17 protein-coding genes are annotated in these 18,979 nt (G+C 38.9%); 6 read left to right on the top strand and 11 right to left on the bottom strand.

The genetic code is table 11. The annotated features are described in order from the left end of the window. Positions 1-59: 59 nt before the first annotated feature. From WG906_RS10210 to WG906_RS10175, 9 genes are all read right to left on the bottom strand, one after another. Positions 60-524 carry a Rieske 2Fe-2S domain-containing protein gene (locus WG906_RS10210; protein WP_339992491.1) on the bottom strand — a complete coding sequence of 155 codons (465 nt, stop codon included), beginning with the start codon at positions 522-524 and terminating at the stop codon, positions 60-62. A gap of 9 nt (positions 525-533) precedes the next feature. Further along, the gene (locus WG906_RS10205) at positions 534-1,466 is read right to left on the bottom strand and encodes a DUF5777 family beta-barrel protein (RefSeq protein WP_339992490.1); all 933 of its coding nucleotides are present in this window, start codon (positions 1,464-1,466) and stop codon (positions 534-536) included. A gap of 5 nt (positions 1,467-1,471) precedes the next feature. Beyond that, positions 1,472-2,029: a YceI family protein gene (locus WG906_RS10200; protein WP_339992489.1), complete on the bottom strand. Its 558-nt coding sequence runs from the start codon at positions 2,027-2,029 to the stop codon at positions 1,472-1,474. Continuing rightward, a complete protein-coding gene (locus tag WG906_RS10195) occupies positions 2,004-3,209 on the bottom strand; it encodes a hypothetical protein (RefSeq protein WP_339992488.1) in 1,206 nt (401 codons plus the stop codon). Before WG906_RS10195 ends, WG906_RS10200 begins: the two co-directional genes overlap by 26 nt. Further along, on the bottom strand, positions 3,206-3,775 hold the full coding sequence (locus WG906_RS10190) for an RNA polymerase sigma factor (RefSeq protein WP_339992487.1): 570 nt from the start codon (positions 3,773-3,775) through the stop codon (positions 3,206-3,208). The genes WG906_RS10195 and WG906_RS10190 overlap by 4 nt, the downstream gene beginning before the upstream one ends. Positions 3,776-4,474: 699 nt before the next feature. After that, positions 4,475-6,133: a glucose-6-phosphate isomerase gene (gene pgi / locus WG906_RS10185; protein WP_339992486.1), complete on the bottom strand. Its 1,659-nt coding sequence runs from the start codon at positions 6,131-6,133 to the stop codon at positions 4,475-4,477. A gap of 58 nt (positions 6,134-6,191) precedes the next feature. Beyond that, entirely contained in the window at positions 6,192-6,956 is a 765-nt protein-coding gene (locus tag WG906_RS10180) for a hypothetical protein (RefSeq protein WP_339992485.1), read from the bottom strand. Between the two features lie 108 nt (positions 6,957-7,064). After that, on the bottom strand, positions 7,065-7,229 hold the full coding sequence (locus WG906_RS19470; protein WP_431844474.1) for a HepT-like ribonuclease domain-containing protein: 165 nt from the start codon (positions 7,227-7,229) through the stop codon (positions 7,065-7,067). Further along, entirely contained in the window at positions 7,222-7,488 is a 267-nt protein-coding gene (locus WG906_RS10175; protein WP_339992484.1) for a nucleotidyltransferase family protein, read from the bottom strand. Before WG906_RS10175 ends, WG906_RS19470 begins: the two co-directional genes overlap by 8 nt. Before the next feature lie 176 nt (positions 7,489-7,664). Here WG906_RS10175 and prfB point away from each other — a divergent pair. Then, positions 7,665-8,739, top strand: a protein-coding gene (gene prfB, locus WG906_RS10170) for a peptide chain release factor 2 (protein WP_339992483.1) whose coding sequence is annotated in 2 segments (ribosomal slippage) — positions 7,665-7,724 and positions 7,726-8,739 — 1,074 coding nt in all. Because the reading frame shifts where the segments join, the coding sequence is not laid out codon by codon here. 42 nt (positions 8,740-8,781) lie between these two features. Here prfB and WG906_RS10165 read toward each other — a convergent pair. After that, entirely contained in the window at positions 8,782-9,645 is an 864-nt protein-coding gene (locus tag WG906_RS10165) for a transglutaminase-like domain-containing protein (protein ID WP_339992482.1), read from the bottom strand. Between the two features lie 121 nt (positions 9,646-9,766). Here WG906_RS10165 and WG906_RS10160 point away from each other — a divergent pair, with 121 nt between their 5' ends. Continuing rightward, positions 9,767-10,552, top strand: a complete 786-nt coding sequence (locus tag WG906_RS10160; RefSeq protein ID WP_339992481.1) for an O-methyltransferase — start codon at positions 9,767-9,769, stop codon at positions 10,550-10,552. A gap of 47 nt (positions 10,553-10,599) precedes the next feature. Beyond that, positions 10,600-11,973, top strand: a complete 1,374-nt coding sequence (locus WG906_RS10155; protein WP_339992480.1) for an OmpA family protein — start codon at positions 10,600-10,602, stop codon at positions 11,971-11,973. Positions 11,974-11,986: 13 nt separating this feature from the next. On the opposite strand, the gene WG906_RS10150 is transcribed toward WG906_RS10155, so the two are convergent. Continuing rightward, the gene (locus WG906_RS10150; protein ID WP_339992479.1) at positions 11,987-13,117 is read right to left on the bottom strand and encodes a BamA/TamA family outer membrane protein; all 1,131 of its coding nucleotides are present in this window, start codon (positions 13,115-13,117) and stop codon (positions 11,987-11,989) included. Between the two features lie 132 nt (positions 13,118-13,249). On the opposite strand from WG906_RS10150, the gene WG906_RS10145 reads away from it, so the two are divergent. The 3 genes from WG906_RS10145 (at position 13,250) to WG906_RS10135 (ending at position 18,956) form a co-directional block, all read left to right on the top strand. Further along, complete coding sequence (locus WG906_RS10145; RefSeq protein ID WP_339992478.1) at positions 13,250-14,224, top strand: deoxyhypusine synthase family protein; 975 nt, start codon at positions 13,250-13,252, stop codon at positions 14,222-14,224. A gap of 285 nt (positions 14,225-14,509) precedes the next feature. After that, positions 14,510-15,859: a c-type cytochrome gene (locus WG906_RS10140; protein ID WP_339992477.1), complete on the top strand. Its 1,350-nt coding sequence runs from the start codon at positions 14,510-14,512 to the stop codon at positions 15,857-15,859. A gap of 43 nt (positions 15,860-15,902) precedes the next feature. Next, positions 15,903-18,956, top strand: a complete 3,054-nt coding sequence (locus WG906_RS10135; protein WP_339992476.1) for a TAT-variant-translocated molybdopterin oxidoreductase — start codon at positions 15,903-15,905, stop codon at positions 18,954-18,956. Positions 18,957-18,979: the final 23 nt, after the last annotated feature.

Raw genomic sequence — 18,979 nt, 5'->3', positions numbered from 1 at the left:
CAAAAAATCATGCAGGATGATCGTTGAGATCACCCCGCATGAATCATTCTCCCTAATAATCAGGTTTTAGTTGCAGTTAATGTAGTTCCTGTTAAACTAACCGTGTATATTTTTAATGCTCTGGTTGTTCCACCGCCTACTGGCTGGCCGGTTACTGCTCCTGTAGAACTATAAGTAGACTGATGATTGCCACATATTATTCTGGAATTATTATGTTGCCATGTTAATACACCTTGTTCATGCGGGCAAACAGCTTCAGTAGCAACAAAGGATGATGCTGCATTAGCCGCATCCATTCTTATAAACAAAACACCGTTTACGGTATTTTGGCTTCCTACTGCTGTCATAGATGAAATGTCTACAGATGCGGTATTGCCGCCTCCTCCTCCACCACCGCCACCGGGTGGATTCCCCGGAGTTCCGGTATCATCACTTCCGCCTTTTCCGCAGGATTGCAGGCAGGTTCCTGTGCAAACCATTGCCAGGCCTATGCCAAGGGATTTTAAAAATTCGTCTCTTTCCATAACATTTGATTAATAGATTTTAGATTGGACGTCCGGATTTTTTGATTTTGAAAGACTGAAATTTCTGGATATTGTAAATCCGAACCGAACACCTCCATCAGACCATGACTTTTTAGTATCCGGTAAAAAATTGTTCTCTATTATATATTCAGAATTCATGAAATTGAGTGAGAAAATATGGCCTCCGGTTTCAATTTCCAAGCCAATTCCCAATGGGTTATAATAGGTGTCCGAGAAACTATCTGGTCGTCGGAAAGCATTCACGAGCTGATAATCGCCGATTAGAGAGAGGCGTCTGCTAAGTTTGAACCTCCCGGCAAAGCCAAGGCTGAAAAGATTTTTTTGATCCCCGAAAGCAACATGTTCAGATCGTAATAAATACGAAGGAGAAACCTGTAAGGAAAGATGTTCAGAAAATTTACGGGCTATAATAGCCTGTAATAAATAGCTGTTTCTCGTCGAATCAGAATTAAACTCTTTATCGAAATTTTCTTCCCTTGCAATCACACCGGCCTGTGCCAGCAGGCTTATCGTTACAGGTACAGTTTTCTTAGATTGTTCTATAGCCTTATGTTTGATAAAGAAGTTAAAGAGTTCGTCATGTTTACTTCTGCCAACTCCTACAGTTAATCGGTTAGTTAGTCCGTAATCTAATCCTATGTACAGATCTGTGGCTATATCAAGTCCATAAAGGGTATGAGAACTTCCAAAGTCTCCGCCTATATCACCAAAATGATGGCGAATTCGTAAATCGAGATCAAATTTTTTCTGTGTTTCGCTTGAATGCGATAAAACCACCCTGGTTGACTTAAACGTTGAGAAGGTCTTGCCGCCAGAAAATTTGGAGGAGTCAAGTGATTGTAAAAGGGAATCTGCTTCCTGCGAATAAGAGCCGCAAATAAAAAGCAAAAAAGCGATAATGGTTAAGAAGAGCTTTTTCATAAAGGTTATGGGTTTAGGCTTGCATCAACATTTACTCTTATAACTTCAGCTATTTTAGTTAATACCAATTTTGGGATTTTAATTTTATGGTCTGCGCAGGCGACATCAAAGGCAGATAATAATTGTATACTTCCACTTCTTATTTTTATTACACCTGGAATAGTTCGCTGTTGGGTAACTCCATGAATTAAAAGTGCGCCTGTGGCAGTGACCTTATATTCGCCGTCCTTCGATAAATCCAGCGGCTGGTTTATCTTTCCGTTAAATTTGGCGTATGGATATTTGTCGCTTTCCATATAATTTTCATTAAAGTGTTCCTGCATTAAGCCCCTGGCAAACTCAAAGCTTTTAATAGGAACCTGGAACGCAATCTCACCGGTTTTGCCCATTAGCACGGCTACACCCTTATCCGACGCTGCTTTAATGTCCTCAACAGGAGTGGATGAAAAAAAACGAATTTTTGCTGCTTTCGTTGTCAGATTTTGAGCATAGGATGGCGTGTATATCGATGTAGATGCCAATAAATAGATTAGCACGTTACTTATTTTTTTTACCAAGATCATAGCTAAGATTTAAGGAGATTCCACTTGATTTTAACCTTACATTTCCTTCCCCGACACCACCAAGAGGTAATTTTACATAAGGCTCAATAGCCCATTCAACATGGGATGCTTTTGGCCGGATGTGATAACTTGCCGAAAGGCTTAACACACTAAAATAATGTTGATTGGCATTTTTCTTCTCTAACAAATAATCATTATATCCAGACTGAGGGGTGTACTTGAAATGGTATTTCTCCTTAAGCATCAGATAAGAAGATAAGCCGGACGACACTGAAATCCTCTTGTTGCTATTGTTTAATAACGTATACGATGCCTGTAAAGGAATTTCAAGAATTGCGCAAGAGGCATCAATGCCCGAAAGCATCCCCGCACGGGTCTGATTTTGCATCTGATAATCGTATGCTCCAGCTTGATAATTTTTTAAGCCGTATTTAAGTCCCGAGCTGACCGTGATTTTATTTGAAATCGCAGCATTTAAAAGAATTCCAAGAGTTATTGTTCCTTGCTTGCCGGCAATTGACTTAACTGAACTGAACTCTGGTCCCGCTAAAGCGGTTACACTGAATGCGAGTTTTTTATTCTTTGATCGACTGGCGGCTTCTTTATTACTTACACTTGTATCACCCGGATTGAAACTTGAAGCACCATTCGTGATATCTGATATGGGGACCGTTGATCCGGGAACTTCTGGTTGATTCCTTGCTAATGCCTCCAATTCGTCGGGTTTTTCAACTATTGAAGTTTCTGTAACTGTTTTATTTTGAGCGGATTGGGGATTCGTGGAAACCTTCTTTTCACTAGTGCGGTTAACTGATTTTATTTCCTGTATGTTTTGAGGGAGGGTTACCGCGTCTTTTAAAACCGTAACCGTGTTGTTTTCATCAATATGTAACCTCTGTTCATTTTTATCTACGGAAGTAAGCTGTGGCTGAGTGGATTTCGCACCTTTTGCGATTTTAGTTGTTTCATTAAGGGGTTTATTATCAAGGAAAAAATAAATTCCACCGGCAAGCAATAATAAGATGAGTACAAAGCTGCTGTTTCTTATGAAAATAGCGCGGTCTCTTTTTCGAAGCTTTTGCTCCATTTTGTTCCATGCAGACTCATCAAAGTCAAAATCAAAGGATTCTGCTTTTTGCTTTAACAGCTCATCAAATTTCTTGTCAGATAATTCTTTCATGATATCTTAAACTTCATATGTCCCGATGTATCATCTTCCATCGAGCTTAACATTTCTCTTAATTTTTGCCTGGCTTTAAATAAATTGGATTTTGATGCGCCAACAGATATCGATAACATGCCCGAAATTTCTTCGTGCGTGTACCCGTCAATTACAAATAAATTGAAAACAGTGCGATAACCTATGGAAAGCTTTTGTACCAGTTTTATTAATTCATCATAATTTATCCTGGATAAAATATGTTCGTGTTCTTCCAGCTCATGGCTGCTGTTTAATTCCTCCATCTTCGTACGTCTTATTCTTTTTCTATAATAATCTATCGAGGTATTGATCATTATGGTGCTGATCCATGATTTGAAGGGTCGCTCAGGATCATACTTTTGAATGTTGTTAAATACCCTTAAAAACCCGTCGTTTACTATTTCAATAGCTTCTTCCTTGTGCTCAGCATACCTAAAGCAGATCTTCATCGAAAACCCAAAATATTGCCTGTAAAGCTCCTTCTGACTTTTACGGTCGCGGGATTTACATCCTGATATGATATGTTGAATGTTAGATGAGTCCATCAATAGTTAACTCAATATACTCACAAGTACGGAGATATGTCAGATAGGTTGCTTGTGGAAAGAATTATTTTTAAGAGAAATTTTGTATGGCATTTAGCCAACATTTTTCTTATATCAGCGAGATTTCAATTGTAGTTTTGGTATAGCTGAGACCAGAATTATATGTTTCTTATTTCTTAATATTAAGGCATACATTAAGCTAATAGCAAACGGTAGGATTTGGGTAGATGCGCAGGAAGGGACATTCCTGGGTTCCGACAGAATTGAACTTTTAGAAAAAGTAGATAAACATGGTTCCATCACGCAAGCTGCCCTGGAAATGGAAATTTCTTACAAGCAGGCATGGGAATTGTAGAGCAAATGAACAAACGTAATAAAACACCCCTGGTAATTTCAAAACGGGGTGGAAAAGGCGGCGGTTCAGCGGTTCTTACAGCTAAGGAAAAAAACTCGTTGAACTGTTTAAACAATTCAACACTGATTTTCAATTATTCTTAACGGAACAAACGCAAAAGTTTTCTACAGTATTTAAGAACAATTCTTGTCAACTCTTAAAGGTGCACCCAGTTTTAATATTTCATTTAAAAGCTCTTTGGTTATTTGCATAAACCACCGGTTATGTGGGATATTTTGCCCTATAAATAAAAAAGGAGCAGTTTCCTGCCCCTCTTAAATGTTAGTATAAATATCTAAATTAATTTATAGATTCTCCTTACGCCAGCTTTTATACTGATTAATCAGGCCGTTGGTTGAGGAGTCGTGTGTGCTAATTGGCGACTCACTTTCCAATTCAGGCAGAATCTTGTTAGCCAGCTGTTTTCCCAGCTCCACTCCCCATTGGTCAAAACTGAAAATATTCCAGATGATACCCTGAACGAATATTTTATGTTCGTACATCGCGATTAGCGCACCCAAAGTTTCCGGAGTGACCTTTTTCACAAGTATAGAGTTCGTCGGTCGGTTTCCTTCAAACACTTTAAATGGCGCAAGCTTCTCAATTTCTATCTCCGGTTTTCCGGAAGCTTTCAATTCTGCTACCACTTCTTCGTACGTTTTCCCGTTCATTAAGGCCTCTGTTTGGGCGAAGAAATTAGAGAGTAACAGCGTATGATGAGATCCGATTTTGTTGTGTGACTGAGCGGGAGCGATAAAATCGCAGGGAATTAATTTTGTACCCTGATGGATTAGCTGGTAAAATGCATGCTGTCCGTTGGTTCCGGGTTCTCCCCAGATCACAGGGCCGGTTTGATAATTTACCGGATCTCCATTTCTGTCGACGTTTTTGCCATTGCTTTCCATATCTCCTTGCTGGAAATATGCCGCAAAGCGATGCATATATTGATCGTATGGTAAAATAGCGTGACTTTCGGCTTCAAAAAAATTATTATACCAGATACCTAGCAATGCCAGAATTACAGGTATATTTTGTTCGAATTCTGTTTTTCGGAAATGATTATCCATGTCATGTGCACCTTTTAAAAGTGCCTTGAAATTATCAAATCCAATTCCTAAGGCTACCGAGGTGCCGATAGCACTCCATAAAGAATAGCGGCCTCCAACCCAATCCCAAAAACCAAACATGTTTTTTGTATCTATCCCGAATTCTGAAACAGCTTTTGCGTTCGTAGAAAGCGCAGCAAAGTGTTTGGCAACTCCATCTGAAGAGCCCCCGTTTTCTAAAAACCAGTTACGTGCGCTATGAGCATTTGCCATAGTTTCCTGCGTGGTAAAAGTCTTAGAGGCGATAAGAAATAGTGTAGTTTCAGGATTTACTTTTTTTAAGGCCTCCGCGATGTGTGTTCCATCAACATTTGATACAAAATGAAGATTTAAATGATTGCGGTAAGATTTTAAAGATTCATAAACCATTACCGGGCCCAAGTCAGAACCACCGATGCCAATGTTCACAATATCTGTGATCGGTTTCCCGGAATAGCCTTTCCATTCTCCGGATATTACAGAATTGCAAAAAAGTTCCATTTTATCAAGAACAGCATTTACATCTGGCATTACATCAATGCCTCCAACCATGACTTTTTTGGTCCCCTGATTTCGTAACGCGGTATGCAGAACCTCCCGGCCTTCGGTTTCATTGATTTGTTCAGCAATAAACATTGCATCAATGGCTTCATTAAGTCCGCATTCTTTAGCCAGCTGAATTAACAAAGCCATAGTTTTATCCGTGATCCTGTTTTTAGAATAATCTAAAAGAATTTCATTCCACTGCAGAGAAAATTTATTAAAACGGTCTGGATCTTCGGCGAATAAACCACGTAAATGCTGGTTATTGACTTCAACAAAATGATCTGTTAAATATTGATAAGCCTGAGTTTGAGTAAAATTTATTTTTGGAAGCATACACGAAAATTTGGACTAAGATAAAAATCCTGTTTAATTAAACTTGACACTTAACGATTCATTTAATATTATCACCTTTTTTAATAGCGCAACCTTTAAGTGTTCTGCCATCGATAGTCACCTCAGCAGCATAGTTATATATTCTGTCAGACATGCCATCGCTGCATTTTTGTTTTGTAATGATAGCTTTTATACTCTGTTTTTTATCATTGTAGCTTTCATATATTGTGCTTGAGGCGGAGGATTTACCTGGATTGTAAGGGAATGTATAGGTTTTATCGTTCCCAACATCTTTCAAGGCTATAATTTTTTCTGATGGAATTATTTCTAATGACCAAAAAGGCTCATTCCCTAAGCCAATAAATTCATAATTGAAACAATCAGTATGAAAAGATTTTTGCTTTGAAGTAATAAGATCAGTGACAACCAGAACATTTTCATAGTCTCCTGCATAACCCATGTTTGATTTACCTTTCAGGTATCCTTTTACTTCTAAATACACACTTTCATAAGGGTAGGAGAGAAATTGGGTGGATTTTTTATAAGCCGGCAAAAGCTTTTTACTCTTGTCTTCCAGCCAATAAAGTTTTCCGTTATTGCAATCGGTAAAAGCGCTAACTTCATTTCCCAGAATAAAAAGTCCTTTATATGGTTTAATTTGCTTCGATAATTTCGGGATAGAAGAAGTGTCTAAAGCCTGGCCTTCGGCTCGCATTGTGTCGATCGCAACAGAATCTTCAACAGTTTTCATCTGTTTGCCGGAATTGCAAGCAAAGAAAATAAAAAGCAGAGTAAGAAAAGGAATATATTTTCTCTGTAACATCAATATCTAGTATAGACCAATGATGTGTTTAATTGTTCTGCAGGTTTGGAAAGCTTTTAACATTTAACTTTTATAAGTAAGAAATTCAATTTCAAAGCCAGTATTAAATTATCTCTCCGATCGAAGCAAAACTGAAATGTCATCTGATAGATCTGACAAGCGATTTTTTATAATATCCCAAACTATTAGATTATCAATTCCGAAATATTCATGGATTATAAAATTGGAGGTTTGGATGTCGGATAGAAGCAAAGGTATATTTCGTTCAGACATGGATTAGGTTACGCTCTACAAATGGTAAATAATGCGGCTTAATCGCTCTTCGGGAAACCATGTCAATTTTATGATGGAAAAGATCTTCAAACTCATGAGCAAAACGAATATAATCGAATCCATCTATTCTTCCGTTAAAGTCAACAAGGATGTCTATATCACTCTGTTCATTAAAATCACCCCGGGCAAAAGATCCAAACAAACCAAGTTCAGAAATAGGATATCTCTGAATTAGCGCGGGCTTGTGCAGTTTCAGCATATTTATAATCTTTTCCTGTGTATACATTCTTGTAGAGTAATGTTGTACTTCGGTATGTTCAACCTTGATTCAAATATACTAAGTTTAAGTGGCGCAAAAAAGAAATGCGCATGTGAATCTTTCTCTCAGCGAAAAACAATACAGCTCTTTTTAAGCCATTTTCTTACTTTTGTTCCATGACTAAAGAACAGTTACAGGATTTAAGGGACAGAGTAACGTCCCTGAGGAGGCATCTTTGACATCGACAAGAAACTTGATGAACTCCATATAGAAGAAGAATTAACTCTTACCCCTGATTTCTGGGATAGACCAAAAGACGCCGAAAAGGTGTTACATTCCATTAAAGCTAAAAAAGTCTGGACCGACGGCATTGTTAATGTAAACTCTGCTGTGGAAGATACTGCCGTTTTATATGAGTTTTTCCAATCAGGTGATGCAACTGAAGAAGAGCTTGAGGAGCAATATCAGCTTGCTCTGGTTAAGCTTGAAGAACTTGAGTTTAAAAACATGCTCAGTTCAGAAGAAGATCAGCTGAACGCTGTGCTTCAAATCACAGCCGGTGCTGGCGGGACAGAAAGTTGCGACTGGGCTCAGATGTTAATGCGCATGTACATTATGTGGGCGGAGAAGAATGGGTGTAAAGTTACTGAACAGGATTTCCAGGAAGGCGAAGTTGCCGGTGTTAAATCCGTAACTCTTCAGATTGAAGGAGAGTTTGCATACGGATATTTAAAGGGTGAAAATGGTGTTCACCGCCTGGTACGTATATCACCTTTTGATGCCAATGCAAAACGCCATACATCCTTTGCTTCAGTGTATGTGTATCCTCTTGTTGATGATACGATTGAAATAGCGGTAAATCCTGCAGATATTGAATTTGAGACCTTCCGTTCGGGTGGAGCTGGTGGCCAAAATGTAAATAAAGTAGAGACAGCCGTTCGTCTGTATCACAAACCTTCAGGTATTATTATCAAGAATCAGGAGTCAAGATCACAGCTTCAGAATAAAGAGAATGCCATACGTTTGCTTAAATCACAGTTGTATGAAGCTGAGATGCGGAAACGCCAGGAGGCCTCGGCAGCTATCGAAGGAAGCAAGAAGAAAATTGAATGGGGATCGCAAATCAGAAGTTATGTTTTAGATGACAGAAGGGTGAAAGATCACCGTACTAATCATCAAACTTCAAACCCACAGGCGGTACTAGATGGCGATTTAAACGATTTTATTAAAGCCTATTTGATGGAATTTTAAAGATTGACGTGTCCGGAACTAATTGGAGTCCGGACATTTGTTTTACTTCTCAGCTTCCAATACCTGCAATAATTCTTCGGTTTCTCTAACTTTCTCATCATACCCTAATTTTGAATAAGCAGAAATCAGGTTTCTTAATATCCTTCGAATAATATCTTCGTTATTGCAAGGCTCGTAAAACTCTTTAGCAGGGGTCAGGTTTAATTGTTTTAAAAAGGAGTCTACATCTCGTCTGCTAAAAATGAAACCCTTGTTAAACGCATTTATATAAAACAAAACACCTTCTTCCGAAATGTATTCTTTAGCTTCGTCTATATACGCCAGGATGAAATGCTGAGGGAGATTTACACCATAAATCGGGATGTCCAGTTTTTGTGCGATCACGGAATAAATAATGGCGAGAGAAATTTGGTTGCCTTTTTTACTCTCCAGCACCTGGCTGATGTATGAGTTTTGTGGATCCTGATGGTTGGTGGTATTGCCCGAAAAGTTATAAATACTGTATAATACGTGATTTATAATTTTTACCTTTTCAATAGCACTCATATCATAAACCATTTGCAACCAGATTTCACGCTTAATCTCTTCAATTTGGTTGATGATTTTAGATGGGTCCATATCGGGGTACTGATATTTATTAATAATAATCACCCCCTGCAATAAATCAAAAGCACCGCCATGATACCATAATTCTAGTTCTTTCTTTACAGAATTATACTGGATTTTATGAACGAGGTTTTCGATCCTCTCCTGTAAAAGTGCGTCGAAGGATTGTTCCCATGCACTTTCAAGATATTCAATTACCTCATTACCGTAAGAAAGCAGACGTTCCTCAACATGCTGGGAAACTTCTGCATCCGGATCATCAAGTAACTTAATCAAAGATTCTAATTCTTTATCATTCATAGTGTTTTACTAAAATATAAAAAAGATAACACCTTGTATTAAGAATTGTCTGAATCTAAGATGTAATCTTTTTTGGCTCTATCATATAATATAACAATGCTTTGTCTAATTTTGCTCTTGCATGATCAATTCACAACTGTTTAAATCATATATCAGACACCGGCTTACAGCCAAAACACGTCATGGAATACATTCCCCTTTTGTTTACAACCTGGTCGACAAAGTAATTTATGATTTTAAACCCCGAACCGATTATAAGCAAATAGAACAATTGCGAAAAAGCTTATTGTCTGATGAGAGGGAAATTACCATTACCGATCTAGGCGCAGGTTCGCACGTTAATAACAATAAGAAAAAACTGGTACGGCAACTTGCAAAAAATGCCTTAAAGCCTAAAAAACTTGCTCAGTTAATCTATAGAATTTCTAACGATAATAAGCCTAAAAATATTATTGAACTGGGAACCTGTTTGGGCTTAACAACTGCTTATCTGGCGAAAGCTATGCCAGGGGCAAATATCATCTCAATTGAAGGCTGTCCGCAAACTGCAGAAATCGCCCGGGAGAATCTGGATAAATTAAAAATCGGTAACGTTAGGTTACTTACGGGAAACTTCGACGCAATATTTCCAGGTATTATAGACGAAACAGATTCATTAGATTTTGTGTTTGTAGATGGGAACCATCGCAAGGATGCCACTTTAAATTATTTTAACTGGTGCCTTTCAAAGGTGAATAGCGATACTGTCCTGATTTTTGATGATATTTATTGGAGTAAAGGTATGGAAGAAGCCTGGGAGGAGATCAAAGCCAATCCACAGGTTAGCCTTACAGTAGATTTATTCTGGATCGGATTAGTTTATTTTAGGAAAGGTCATGCAAAAGAGCATTTTCGAATAAAATTTTGATAGATATTGGTTATATTAGAAAAAGCCAAAAACCTTAAACCATTACCATGAGCTTACGTCTTTACACCATCGTATTGTTTTCGTTATTAGCCGGGTTTACAAGCACCGCTCAAATACGTGTATCGCGTGTTGATGTTAATAAGTGGATCAAGGAAAATTTTACGGGTCAGGGGGTAGTAGTCGGAAATATAAAATTTCATGGGAATTTCTTATCCATTGGGTCATTTAGCAATTCAGGAAATGTTTTAGACCTGCAAAAAGGTTTAGTGCTTTCAACAGGCTCGGCATATAACGTCGCCGGTATGAATAACAAATACAATCAAACTTATGCCTTTGGTGATGTAGAAAAGGATGCCGATTTGCAGAAGATCGTGAAGCCCAATGTCTACGACGTAAGCATGGTTGAGTTTGATTTTGTGCCAATGGGAAATAGCCTGCAGTTCAATTATCAGTTTGGTTCAGAAGAATATCCTGAATATGTTGGCTCGGCTTATAATGATGTGTTTGCTTTTTTCGTTTCGGATGAAAATACAAAAAATAATATAGCTCTGATTCCCGGAAAATCTGAGCCAGTGAGTATCAATACGGTAAACCATAAGACGAACCAGGAGTTTTTTATTGACAATAATGTTTTTTCAAGCGCTGTCACTAAAAGGCAAGCGCCATCGGTTGAAAGACGACCTATGGGCTTTTTTCCTTCAATTTGGCACGGCATCAAAAACTTCTTCTCGTCCCGGCCCGAAGAATCTGCTGAAACGGCATATATCCGTACAGATCCGACTTTAGTTAAAAAGGCCAGGCCTGCCTTATACCGGTTCTTACAGTTTGATGGAGTAACGAAAAAGCTGGTTGCACAAACCTATGTGGTCCCTTATAAAAAATACCATTTGAAAATTATCATTGCTGATGTTGCCGACAATATTTATGATTCTGGAGTGTTTGTTGAAGACAGGAGTCTTATAGCTAAACGCGATACAATGCAGCCTGATTTTGTTGATTATCCGGATTTAAGTAAGCTGATAGATGCACGGCAAATTCTGGCGGGTAAAAATCTCGAAGATTTGCTGCCGGATACAGTATACATGGATGCGAATATTTATTTTGAGTTTGACAAGGCCGACATAGTGTACAGCGAATTGAATAAATTGAAAGGTATTGCCTCAACGTTCGACCGCGTTAAAAATAAATATACAATGCGTGTTGCCGGACATACCGATAGTATCGGCGATTTGCAGTACAATATGGCCTTATCCAGAAAGCGGAATCAGTCGGTGATGGATGCTTTACAGAAACTTCGAACTATAGATATTCCAATTGAAATTACCGAAGATGCCTATCTGAAGCCAGCAGCAAAAAATGATACGGATGAGGGAAGAATGAAAAACAGAAGGGTTGAGATCTATTTCGTAAAAAGAGATTAGTGAAAATATTTTATTAAAACGCCTCTCCAAAGGCAATATAGAATCCTTTTTGTCTCTCTTCACCACTCCTTTTTTCTCCGAAGGCATAGTCTATTCTTAAGCTCAACCCTCTTATCGTATCGAAGAAATATCTGATTCCCGCACCGTAACTAGGTTTAAAATTACCCAGATTTATACGAGTATTGTATACAGAACCTGCTCCCGCAAAACCAACCACACCAAACCTTGGAATAATTCTGTATTTAAGTTCAATCTGGGTGGCCAGTAAGTTTCTATCGCGGTATCGACCGGTGTAATATCCTCTCATAACCTGGTCATTACCTAATTGTGGTAATAAGTAGAAGGGAGTGGTGCTTCCCTGGATAGTCTGGTATGCTAAGTTAAATCCAAGTACTGTTTTGGGATTATAGCTTTTAAAAGTTCTGAAATCCAGTTTTGCCGTGCTTCCTGTAAAGTTTTCACCGCCGAAAATATCTGGTGCAAAAGAATAATTAAGTTTTAGATAGGTGCCACGACTTGGGTAGACATTTGAATTCCGCGAATCGATGATTTGCGAGACTCCTAGAAATAGAACTGCCCCGCCATCTTTATCATGTATAAATTGATCTGTTTCATAGACTCCTCCGGGCTCTTTATCAATAAATTTGTAATTTTCATAACTGGTATTGACTCCGGTATATGACCCTCTTTTCATTAGTTTTTCTACTTCTACACTAACCTTCTTTAAGGTTTGGGTAATCCTCTCTTCATCTGCTTTGTGTGTATCGTCTCCAATGCCATAAAAATTGAAAGGGAAATCCCGATACCTCAAATCGCCTATGTAATGATATCGGTTTTGTTTCGACCATATATCTGGTTTTAGCGTAATTATCGATTGTTTTTTTGTTGTAAAAGCAATTAATCCGGCAATACTTGAGTTTCTGGTTACTGTATCTTTATTTGTATAAAAAGACGCTAAGGAGACCAGGCCATATTCAAAACCCGTTTCCTGGGCATAGCCAAGAGCAGGCAAAATTATAAATCTGCCCTTGCTTGTACTATCGTTTTCGTTCCCGAAAAATCTTCCAAGTATTTTTCTTTGGCTAAATGCACTGTTGTTTTGTAAGCTAAAAAGGATAATGCCCAGAACTAAAAACTTTTTCATTGTGGGCGAATATAGCTTTTGTGAAAAAAAGAAGAACAATTCCTTTATAAATTCAGTAATTCAGCGATGTTTGCAAAACTAAATTAAGCTCGCAATCAAAAAATAGTATTTTTACCCCTTTAAAAATTTATAATGGAAAGAGGACCTATATCCCAGTTTATAGAACACAATTATCGCCACTTCAATGCAGCGGCCCTTGTAGATGCAGCTAAGGGTTACGAAACTCACTTAGTAGAGGGGGGAAAGATGATGATTACCCTGGCAGGTGCCATGAGTACTGCAGAGCTTGGTATTTCGCTTGCAGAAATGATCAGGCAGGATAAAGTCGCTATAATTTCTTGTACAGGTGCCAACCTGGAAGAAGATGTAATGAATCTTGTTGCGCATTCGCATTATAAACGGGTACCTAATTATCGTGATCTGAGCCCTCAGGAAGAATGGGATTTGTTAGAGCAGGGTTTTAACCGTGTAACTGATACCTGCATTCCTGAAGAAGAGGCTTTCAGGAGGATTCAAAAACATATTTATAAGATCTGGAAAGACGCTGAAGATAAAGGCGAAAGATATTTTCCGCACGAGTTTATGTACAAGCTTTTGTTAAGCGGAGTGATGAAGGAAAATTATGAAATTCCGGTTGAACATAGCTGGATGATTGCTGCCGCAGAAAAAAATCTTCCCATAATAGTTCCTGGATGGGAGGATAGTACAATGGGGAATATTTTCGCTTCTTACATTATTAAAGGGGAGCTTAAGGCCAGCACAATGAAGAGCGGTATTGAGTATATGGCCTGGCTGGCAGAATGGTATCAAAATAACAGCAGTGGTAAAGGAATTGGATTTTTCCAAATAGGGGGAGGTATTGCCGGTGATTTCCCTATCTGTGTGGTGCCGATGTTGTATCAGGATTTGGAAATGCATGATATTCCATTTTGGAGTTATTTCTGTCAGATTTCTGATTCAACAACTTCTTATGGCTCATATTCAGGAGCAGTTCCGAACGAGAAAATTACCTGGGGGAAATTAGATATTCATACACCCAAGTTTATTGTTGAATCGGATGCGACGATTGTCGTCCCTTTGATATTTGCCTGGATCTTACGGCAGTGATAGCAAATTATATCTATATTAACCATTGATGCAAATCATTATTTAAAGAAATTAAGATTAAATGCAAAATCTGTTTAAACGGATATTTCTCTTTTTTCTCTAAAAACGCCCTTTGCAAAAGCTATGAGGCTGTTTTGCTATTATTTAGAACGATTATAAATTGTTAATATAGGTCATTGGAGTGTCATGCATAGATGAATTAATTATACTTTTGTCCTCCGAAAATGTTGGGGGAATCTCATTCAGCTTTCGAATACATATCTAATTTTAAGTGTAAAATATAATATGAGGAGCATCTCATTGTTTTTTAGAAGTGTTGCAAAATCATTAATCTTAGTATCTTCTTTAAGTATTGGTATTCAGTCTTATGCGCAAAATAGCACTGATACGAGTACCGCTGCAGTACAAGGTGCATCAGGTTCGGCTGCTGCCGGAGCGCCTGCTGCCGCTGCCGGAGATGCTGCTGCTGGTGGAGCACTGTTTAAGCAAAAATGTACAGCCTGTCATGGTATTGATCGGGCAGTGGTTGGTCCAGCTTTAAAAGGCATTCAGGATCGGCATGACCAGGCATGGTTGAACAAGTGGATTAAGAACTCACAGGCGCTGGTTGCTTCAGGAGATCCGGCTGCTGTTAAAGTTTTTAACGAGTATAAAAAGGTGGTAATGACCCCTTTTCCGGAGTTGACGGATGCTGATATCACCAATATTCTAACTTATATCCAGGTTGAAGGCGATAAACCTGCTGCAAGTGCGGCTAAGGCTTCGGGAACCGAAGGCGCTGACGGTGAGGAGAAGAAAGGGGTCAGTGATTATCTTTTAGGAGGTCTGATCGTTTTAGTTCTTGTAGCCTTGTTTATCATTCTGGTCTTAAACCGTGTGATAAAGACTTTAGAAAGGTTATTACTGCAAAAGCAGGGAGTAGCAATTGATGAAGTTGAAGGTGAAAGTACCTCAGTTCGTTTTAGAAGGCTAGCAAAAAACAAGAAGTTCGTTGGTTTTGCTGTATTGCTTTTAATTATTTTTCTTGGTTCTGCGGGTTGGATGGGTTTGTGGAATACTGGTGTCCATCAAGGATATCAGCCAGAGCAGCCAATTAAATACTCTCACCAATTACATGCCGGTACATTAAAAATTGATTGCCAGTACTGTCACTTTGGTGCGTACAAGTCTAAAAACGCGTCAATCCCTTCATTAAACGTTTGTATGAACTGCCATAATTATGTAACAGCGAGCGATAAATATAATGGCGAAACTTCACCGGAGATTGCGAAAATTTATAAAGCTTTAGATTACGATCCGCAGACTAAAACTTACGGAGATGATCCTAAGCCAATTCAGTGGGTTCGGATTCATAACTTGCCGGATTTAGCATATTTTAATCACTCTCAACACGTAAAAGTTGCTGGCATTAAATGTCAGGAGTGTCATGGTCCAATTCAGACCATGCAAGAAGTTTACCAATATGCTCCTTTGACGATGAAGTGGTGTATCAATTGTCATAAAACAAAAGATGTGAACTTTAAGGGAAATGCTTACTACGACAAGGTTATTGCCGCTCATGACCAGTTTACAAAAGGTCAAAAAGTTACGCCTGCAGTATTGGGTGGTATCGAATGTGGTAAATGTCACTATTAATAAATTACAAAATAGAACTTACGCAACAGTTTATATAGCTTAAATGGAAAGCAATAAGAAATACTGGAAAGGTTTAGAAGAGCTGAAAACAACTCCGGAATTTGTGGAGAATAATAAAGGTGAATTTGCCGAATCATTACCTATTGAGGAATTACTAAGTGAAGCGGGTTTAAAAACCCCAACTCCGCGCCGTGATTTCTTAAAGGCTATGGGTTTTGGTTTAGGTGCCGTTACACTGGCGGCATGTCAGCCAGCTCCTGTTCACAAATCAATTCCTTATTTAATCAAGCCCGAGGAAGTGACTCCTGGTGTGGCAAACTATTATGTATCAAGCTTTAAAGGGCATGGTGTTTTAGTGAAAACCCGCGAAGGACGTCCTATAAAACTGGAGGGAAATCCCGCATGTATTCTCGGTCAGGGGAGATTGGATGCAGTAACTCAAGCTTCAATCCTTGATTTATACGATGTTTCAAAACTGAAAGGTCCTAAATTAAAAGGTGAAAATGCTTCATGGAACAGCGTTGATTCATTCGTTAAGGGTGAGTTAAACAAAATCCAGGCTGGTGGAAAGAAGATCAGAATTGTTTCTTCAACTATCAATAGCCCTTCATCTCAAAAAGTTATCACCGACTTTATTGCCAAATACCCGAATACGAAGCATATTCAGTTAGATGCTGTTTCTTACTCCGGCATTTTAAAAGCTAATGAAGCGAGCTTTGGAAAAGCTGTTTTGCCTCATTACCATTTTGACAGGGCAGACGTTATTGTAAGCTTTGGTGCGGATTTCCTTGGTACATGGATCTCACCCCTGGAATTTAACCGCCAGTATGTGGTGAATCGTAATATGGCATCTCTTAAAAATAAAAAGATGTCACGACACGTACAGTTTGAAGCTGGAATGAGCTTAACTGGAACCAATGCCGATGTTCGTATCGCTCTTAAACCATCCGAAGAAGGTATTGCATTGCTGAACCTTTATGCAGCTCTGGGCGGCGGTGGATCAACCAAAAAGTTAACAAACGCTAAAGCTGAAACAGCTTTGGGATTAGTCGCAAAAGAATTATTGGCTGCAAAAGGAAAAGCTTTAGTTGTAAGCGGATCCAATGATATTGCAACTCAAACAGTAGTAAACGGAATCAATACTCTATTAGGTAGCTACGGTACCACTATTGATATTGCAAATCCGTCGTATCAATATTTAGGTAATGATGCTGATTTCGTAGCCCTGGTAGCTGAAATGCAACGTGGTGAGGTTGATGCGTTATTCTTTATCGATAGCAATCCGGCATACAGTTCTATTCTTTCGAAAGAATTTACAGAAGGACTAAAAAAGGTAAAATTAAAGGTTTCTTTCGCTGATCGTCCTGACGAAACCGCTTCAGAATGTGACGTGGTTGCTCCCGTTCCTCATTACTTAGAAACATGGGGTGATTCAAATGCTGTAGCTGGATATTATACAATTGTACAGCCAACCATCAACCCGGTTTACAATACCCGCCAGGCAGAGCAAAGTTTATTATTGTGGTCTGATAATGCTGTTAAGAACTATTATCAGTACGTTAAAAATAACTGGGAAGCCAGTCTTCTTCCTTCGGCAGGTCTTACCTGGAAAGAACTTTTGCAAAAAGGTGTTGTAAGTTCTTCCGCTGTTGCTGCTCCTGCTTCAACTTCAGGACAAGCGAGTCCTGTGAATGCCGGCAATGCTGCTCAGGCAATACTTGCGGCTTCAGCTGCCTTAGCAAAAGGTGGAGAGAGTCCAACTGAATTAACTGTATATGAATCTGTTGCTATCCGTGACGGACAGTATGCAAACAATGCCTGGTTACAAGAATTACCGGATCCGGTTTCCAAAGTAACCTGGGATAACTATGTTGCTATCAATCCGAAATACGCTGATGAGTTAAAGGTTGCAGAATTTGATCTGGTAAAGGTTGAGTCTGAAAATGGCTACTCTGTTGTTCTTCCTGCTCTTTATCAGCCAGGTCAGGCTATCGGTACAGTTTCTATTGCGGTAGGTTATGGCCGGGCGAAAGTTGGTAAGGTTGGTAATGAAGTAGGGAAGAATGCTTTCCCTTTCATGAAATTTGCAAACGGTTCACTACAAACGACCGCTCCTGTTAAAGTGACAGCTGCAGGTGGAAAATATGAATTAGCTCAAACACAAACGCACCATTCTTACGAGGGACGGAATATAATCCGCGAAACTACTTTTGATAAGTATGTTAAAGATTCATATTCAGGAACCGGTAAGCATGAAACGGAACATAAGACATATGATTTATGGCCTGAACACAAGCAATTAGGAAATAGCTGGGTTATGGCTATCGACTTAAATGCGTGTACAGGTTGTGGAGCATGTATAGTTGCATGTAATGTTGAAAACAACATTCCTGTTGTTGGTCGGGATGAAGTTCGCCGCCGTCGTGAAATGCATTGGATACGCATTGATCGTTATTACAGCTTCCAGGAAGAAGGCAAGAATATTACAGAAGAGGCTGAAATCGGAGAGCTTGCAGAACGCAATACCCTTGAGGATGTAACTGTGGTAAATCAGCCAATGTTGTGTCAGCATTGTGATCATGCTCCATGCGAAACGGTTTGTCCTGTTATTGCAACGATGCACTCATCAGACGGTTTGAACCACATGGCTTATAACCGTTGCGTAGGAACTCGTTATTGTGCGAATAACTGTCCGTACAAAGTTCGCCGCTTTAACTGGTTTAACTATTGGAATGATTCTCGTTTCGATAACTACATGAACAATGAGTTTACGCAGTTAGTGCTTAATCCAGATGTTACGACTCGTTCCAGGGGAGTAATGGAAAAATGTACGATGTGTATTCAACGTATACAAGGCGGAAAATTGCAAGCTAAAATCGACAAACGTCCTTTAAGGGACCTGGAAATTAAAACAGCTTGTCAGCAGACTTGTCCAACAAATGCTATAATCTTTGGAGATAAGAACGATCCGAATTCTGCAGTGAGTAAAGCATTGGGTAATGAGCGTACCTATTATGTATTACAGGAACTAAATGTTCAGCCAGGTGTAGGTTATCAAACAAAAGTTAGAAATACAGCAGCAGAAGCACAAGCTTAATTGATTACTATTAAGAGTTTTAA

Source organism: Pedobacter superstes (assembly GCF_037622515.1).
In the GTDB taxonomy this organism is placed as follows: domain Bacteria; phylum Bacteroidota; class Bacteroidia; order Sphingobacteriales; family Sphingobacteriaceae; genus Paradesertivirga; species Paradesertivirga superstes.
This window is presented reverse-complemented; position numbering and strand designations above follow the sequence as displayed.

Excerpts from the sequence above, each read along its gene's own strand:
- WG906_RS10210 (WP_339992491.1), bottom strand. The coding sequence starts at position 524 with ATGGAAAGAGACGAATTTTTAAAATCCCTTGGCATAGGCCTGGCAATG.
- WG906_RS10205 (WP_339992490.1), bottom strand. The coding sequence starts at position 1,466 with ATGAAAAAGCTCTTCTTAACCATTATCGCTTTTTTGCTTTTTATTTGC.
- WG906_RS10200 (WP_339992489.1), bottom strand. The coding sequence starts at position 2,029 with ATGATCTTGGTAAAAAAAATAAGTAACGTGCTAATCTATTTATTGGCA.
- WG906_RS10195 (WP_339992488.1), bottom strand. The coding sequence starts at position 3,209 with ATGAAAGAATTATCTGACAAGAAATTTGATGAGCTGTTAAAGCAAAAA.
- WG906_RS10190 (WP_339992487.1), bottom strand. The coding sequence starts at position 3,775 with ATGGACTCATCTAACATTCAACATATCATATCAGGATGTAAATCCCGC.
- pgi (WP_339992486.1), bottom strand. The coding sequence starts at position 6,133 with ATGCTTCCAAAAATAAATTTTACTCAAACTCAGGCTTATCAATATTTA.
- WG906_RS10180 (WP_339992485.1), bottom strand. The coding sequence starts at position 6,956 with ATGTTACAGAGAAAATATATTCCTTTTCTTACTCTGCTTTTTATTTTC.
- WG906_RS19470 (WP_431844474.1), bottom strand. The coding sequence starts at position 7,229 with ATGTCTGAACGAAATATACCTTTGCTTCTATCCGACATCCAAACCTCC.
- WG906_RS10175 (WP_339992484.1), bottom strand. The coding sequence starts at position 7,488 with ATGCTGAAACTGCACAAGCCCGCGCTAATTCAGAGATATCCTATTTCT.
- WG906_RS10165 (WP_339992482.1), bottom strand. The coding sequence starts at position 9,645 with ATGAATGATAAAGAATTAGAATCTTTGATTAAGTTACTTGATGATCCG.
- WG906_RS10160 (WP_339992481.1), top strand. The coding sequence starts at position 9,767 with ATGATCAATTCACAACTGTTTAAATCATATATCAGACACCGGCTTACA.
- WG906_RS10155 (WP_339992480.1), top strand. The coding sequence starts at position 10,600 with ATGAGCTTACGTCTTTACACCATCGTATTGTTTTCGTTATTAGCCGGG.
- WG906_RS10150 (WP_339992479.1), bottom strand. The coding sequence starts at position 13,117 with ATGAAAAAGTTTTTAGTTCTGGGCATTATCCTTTTTAGCTTACAAAAC.
- WG906_RS10145 (WP_339992478.1), top strand. The coding sequence starts at position 13,250 with ATGGAAAGAGGACCTATATCCCAGTTTATAGAACACAATTATCGCCAC.
- WG906_RS10140 (WP_339992477.1), top strand. The coding sequence starts at position 14,510 with ATGAGGAGCATCTCATTGTTTTTTAGAAGTGTTGCAAAATCATTAATC.
- WG906_RS10135 (WP_339992476.1), top strand. The coding sequence starts at position 15,903 with ATGGAAAGCAATAAGAAATACTGGAAAGGTTTAGAAGAGCTGAAAACA.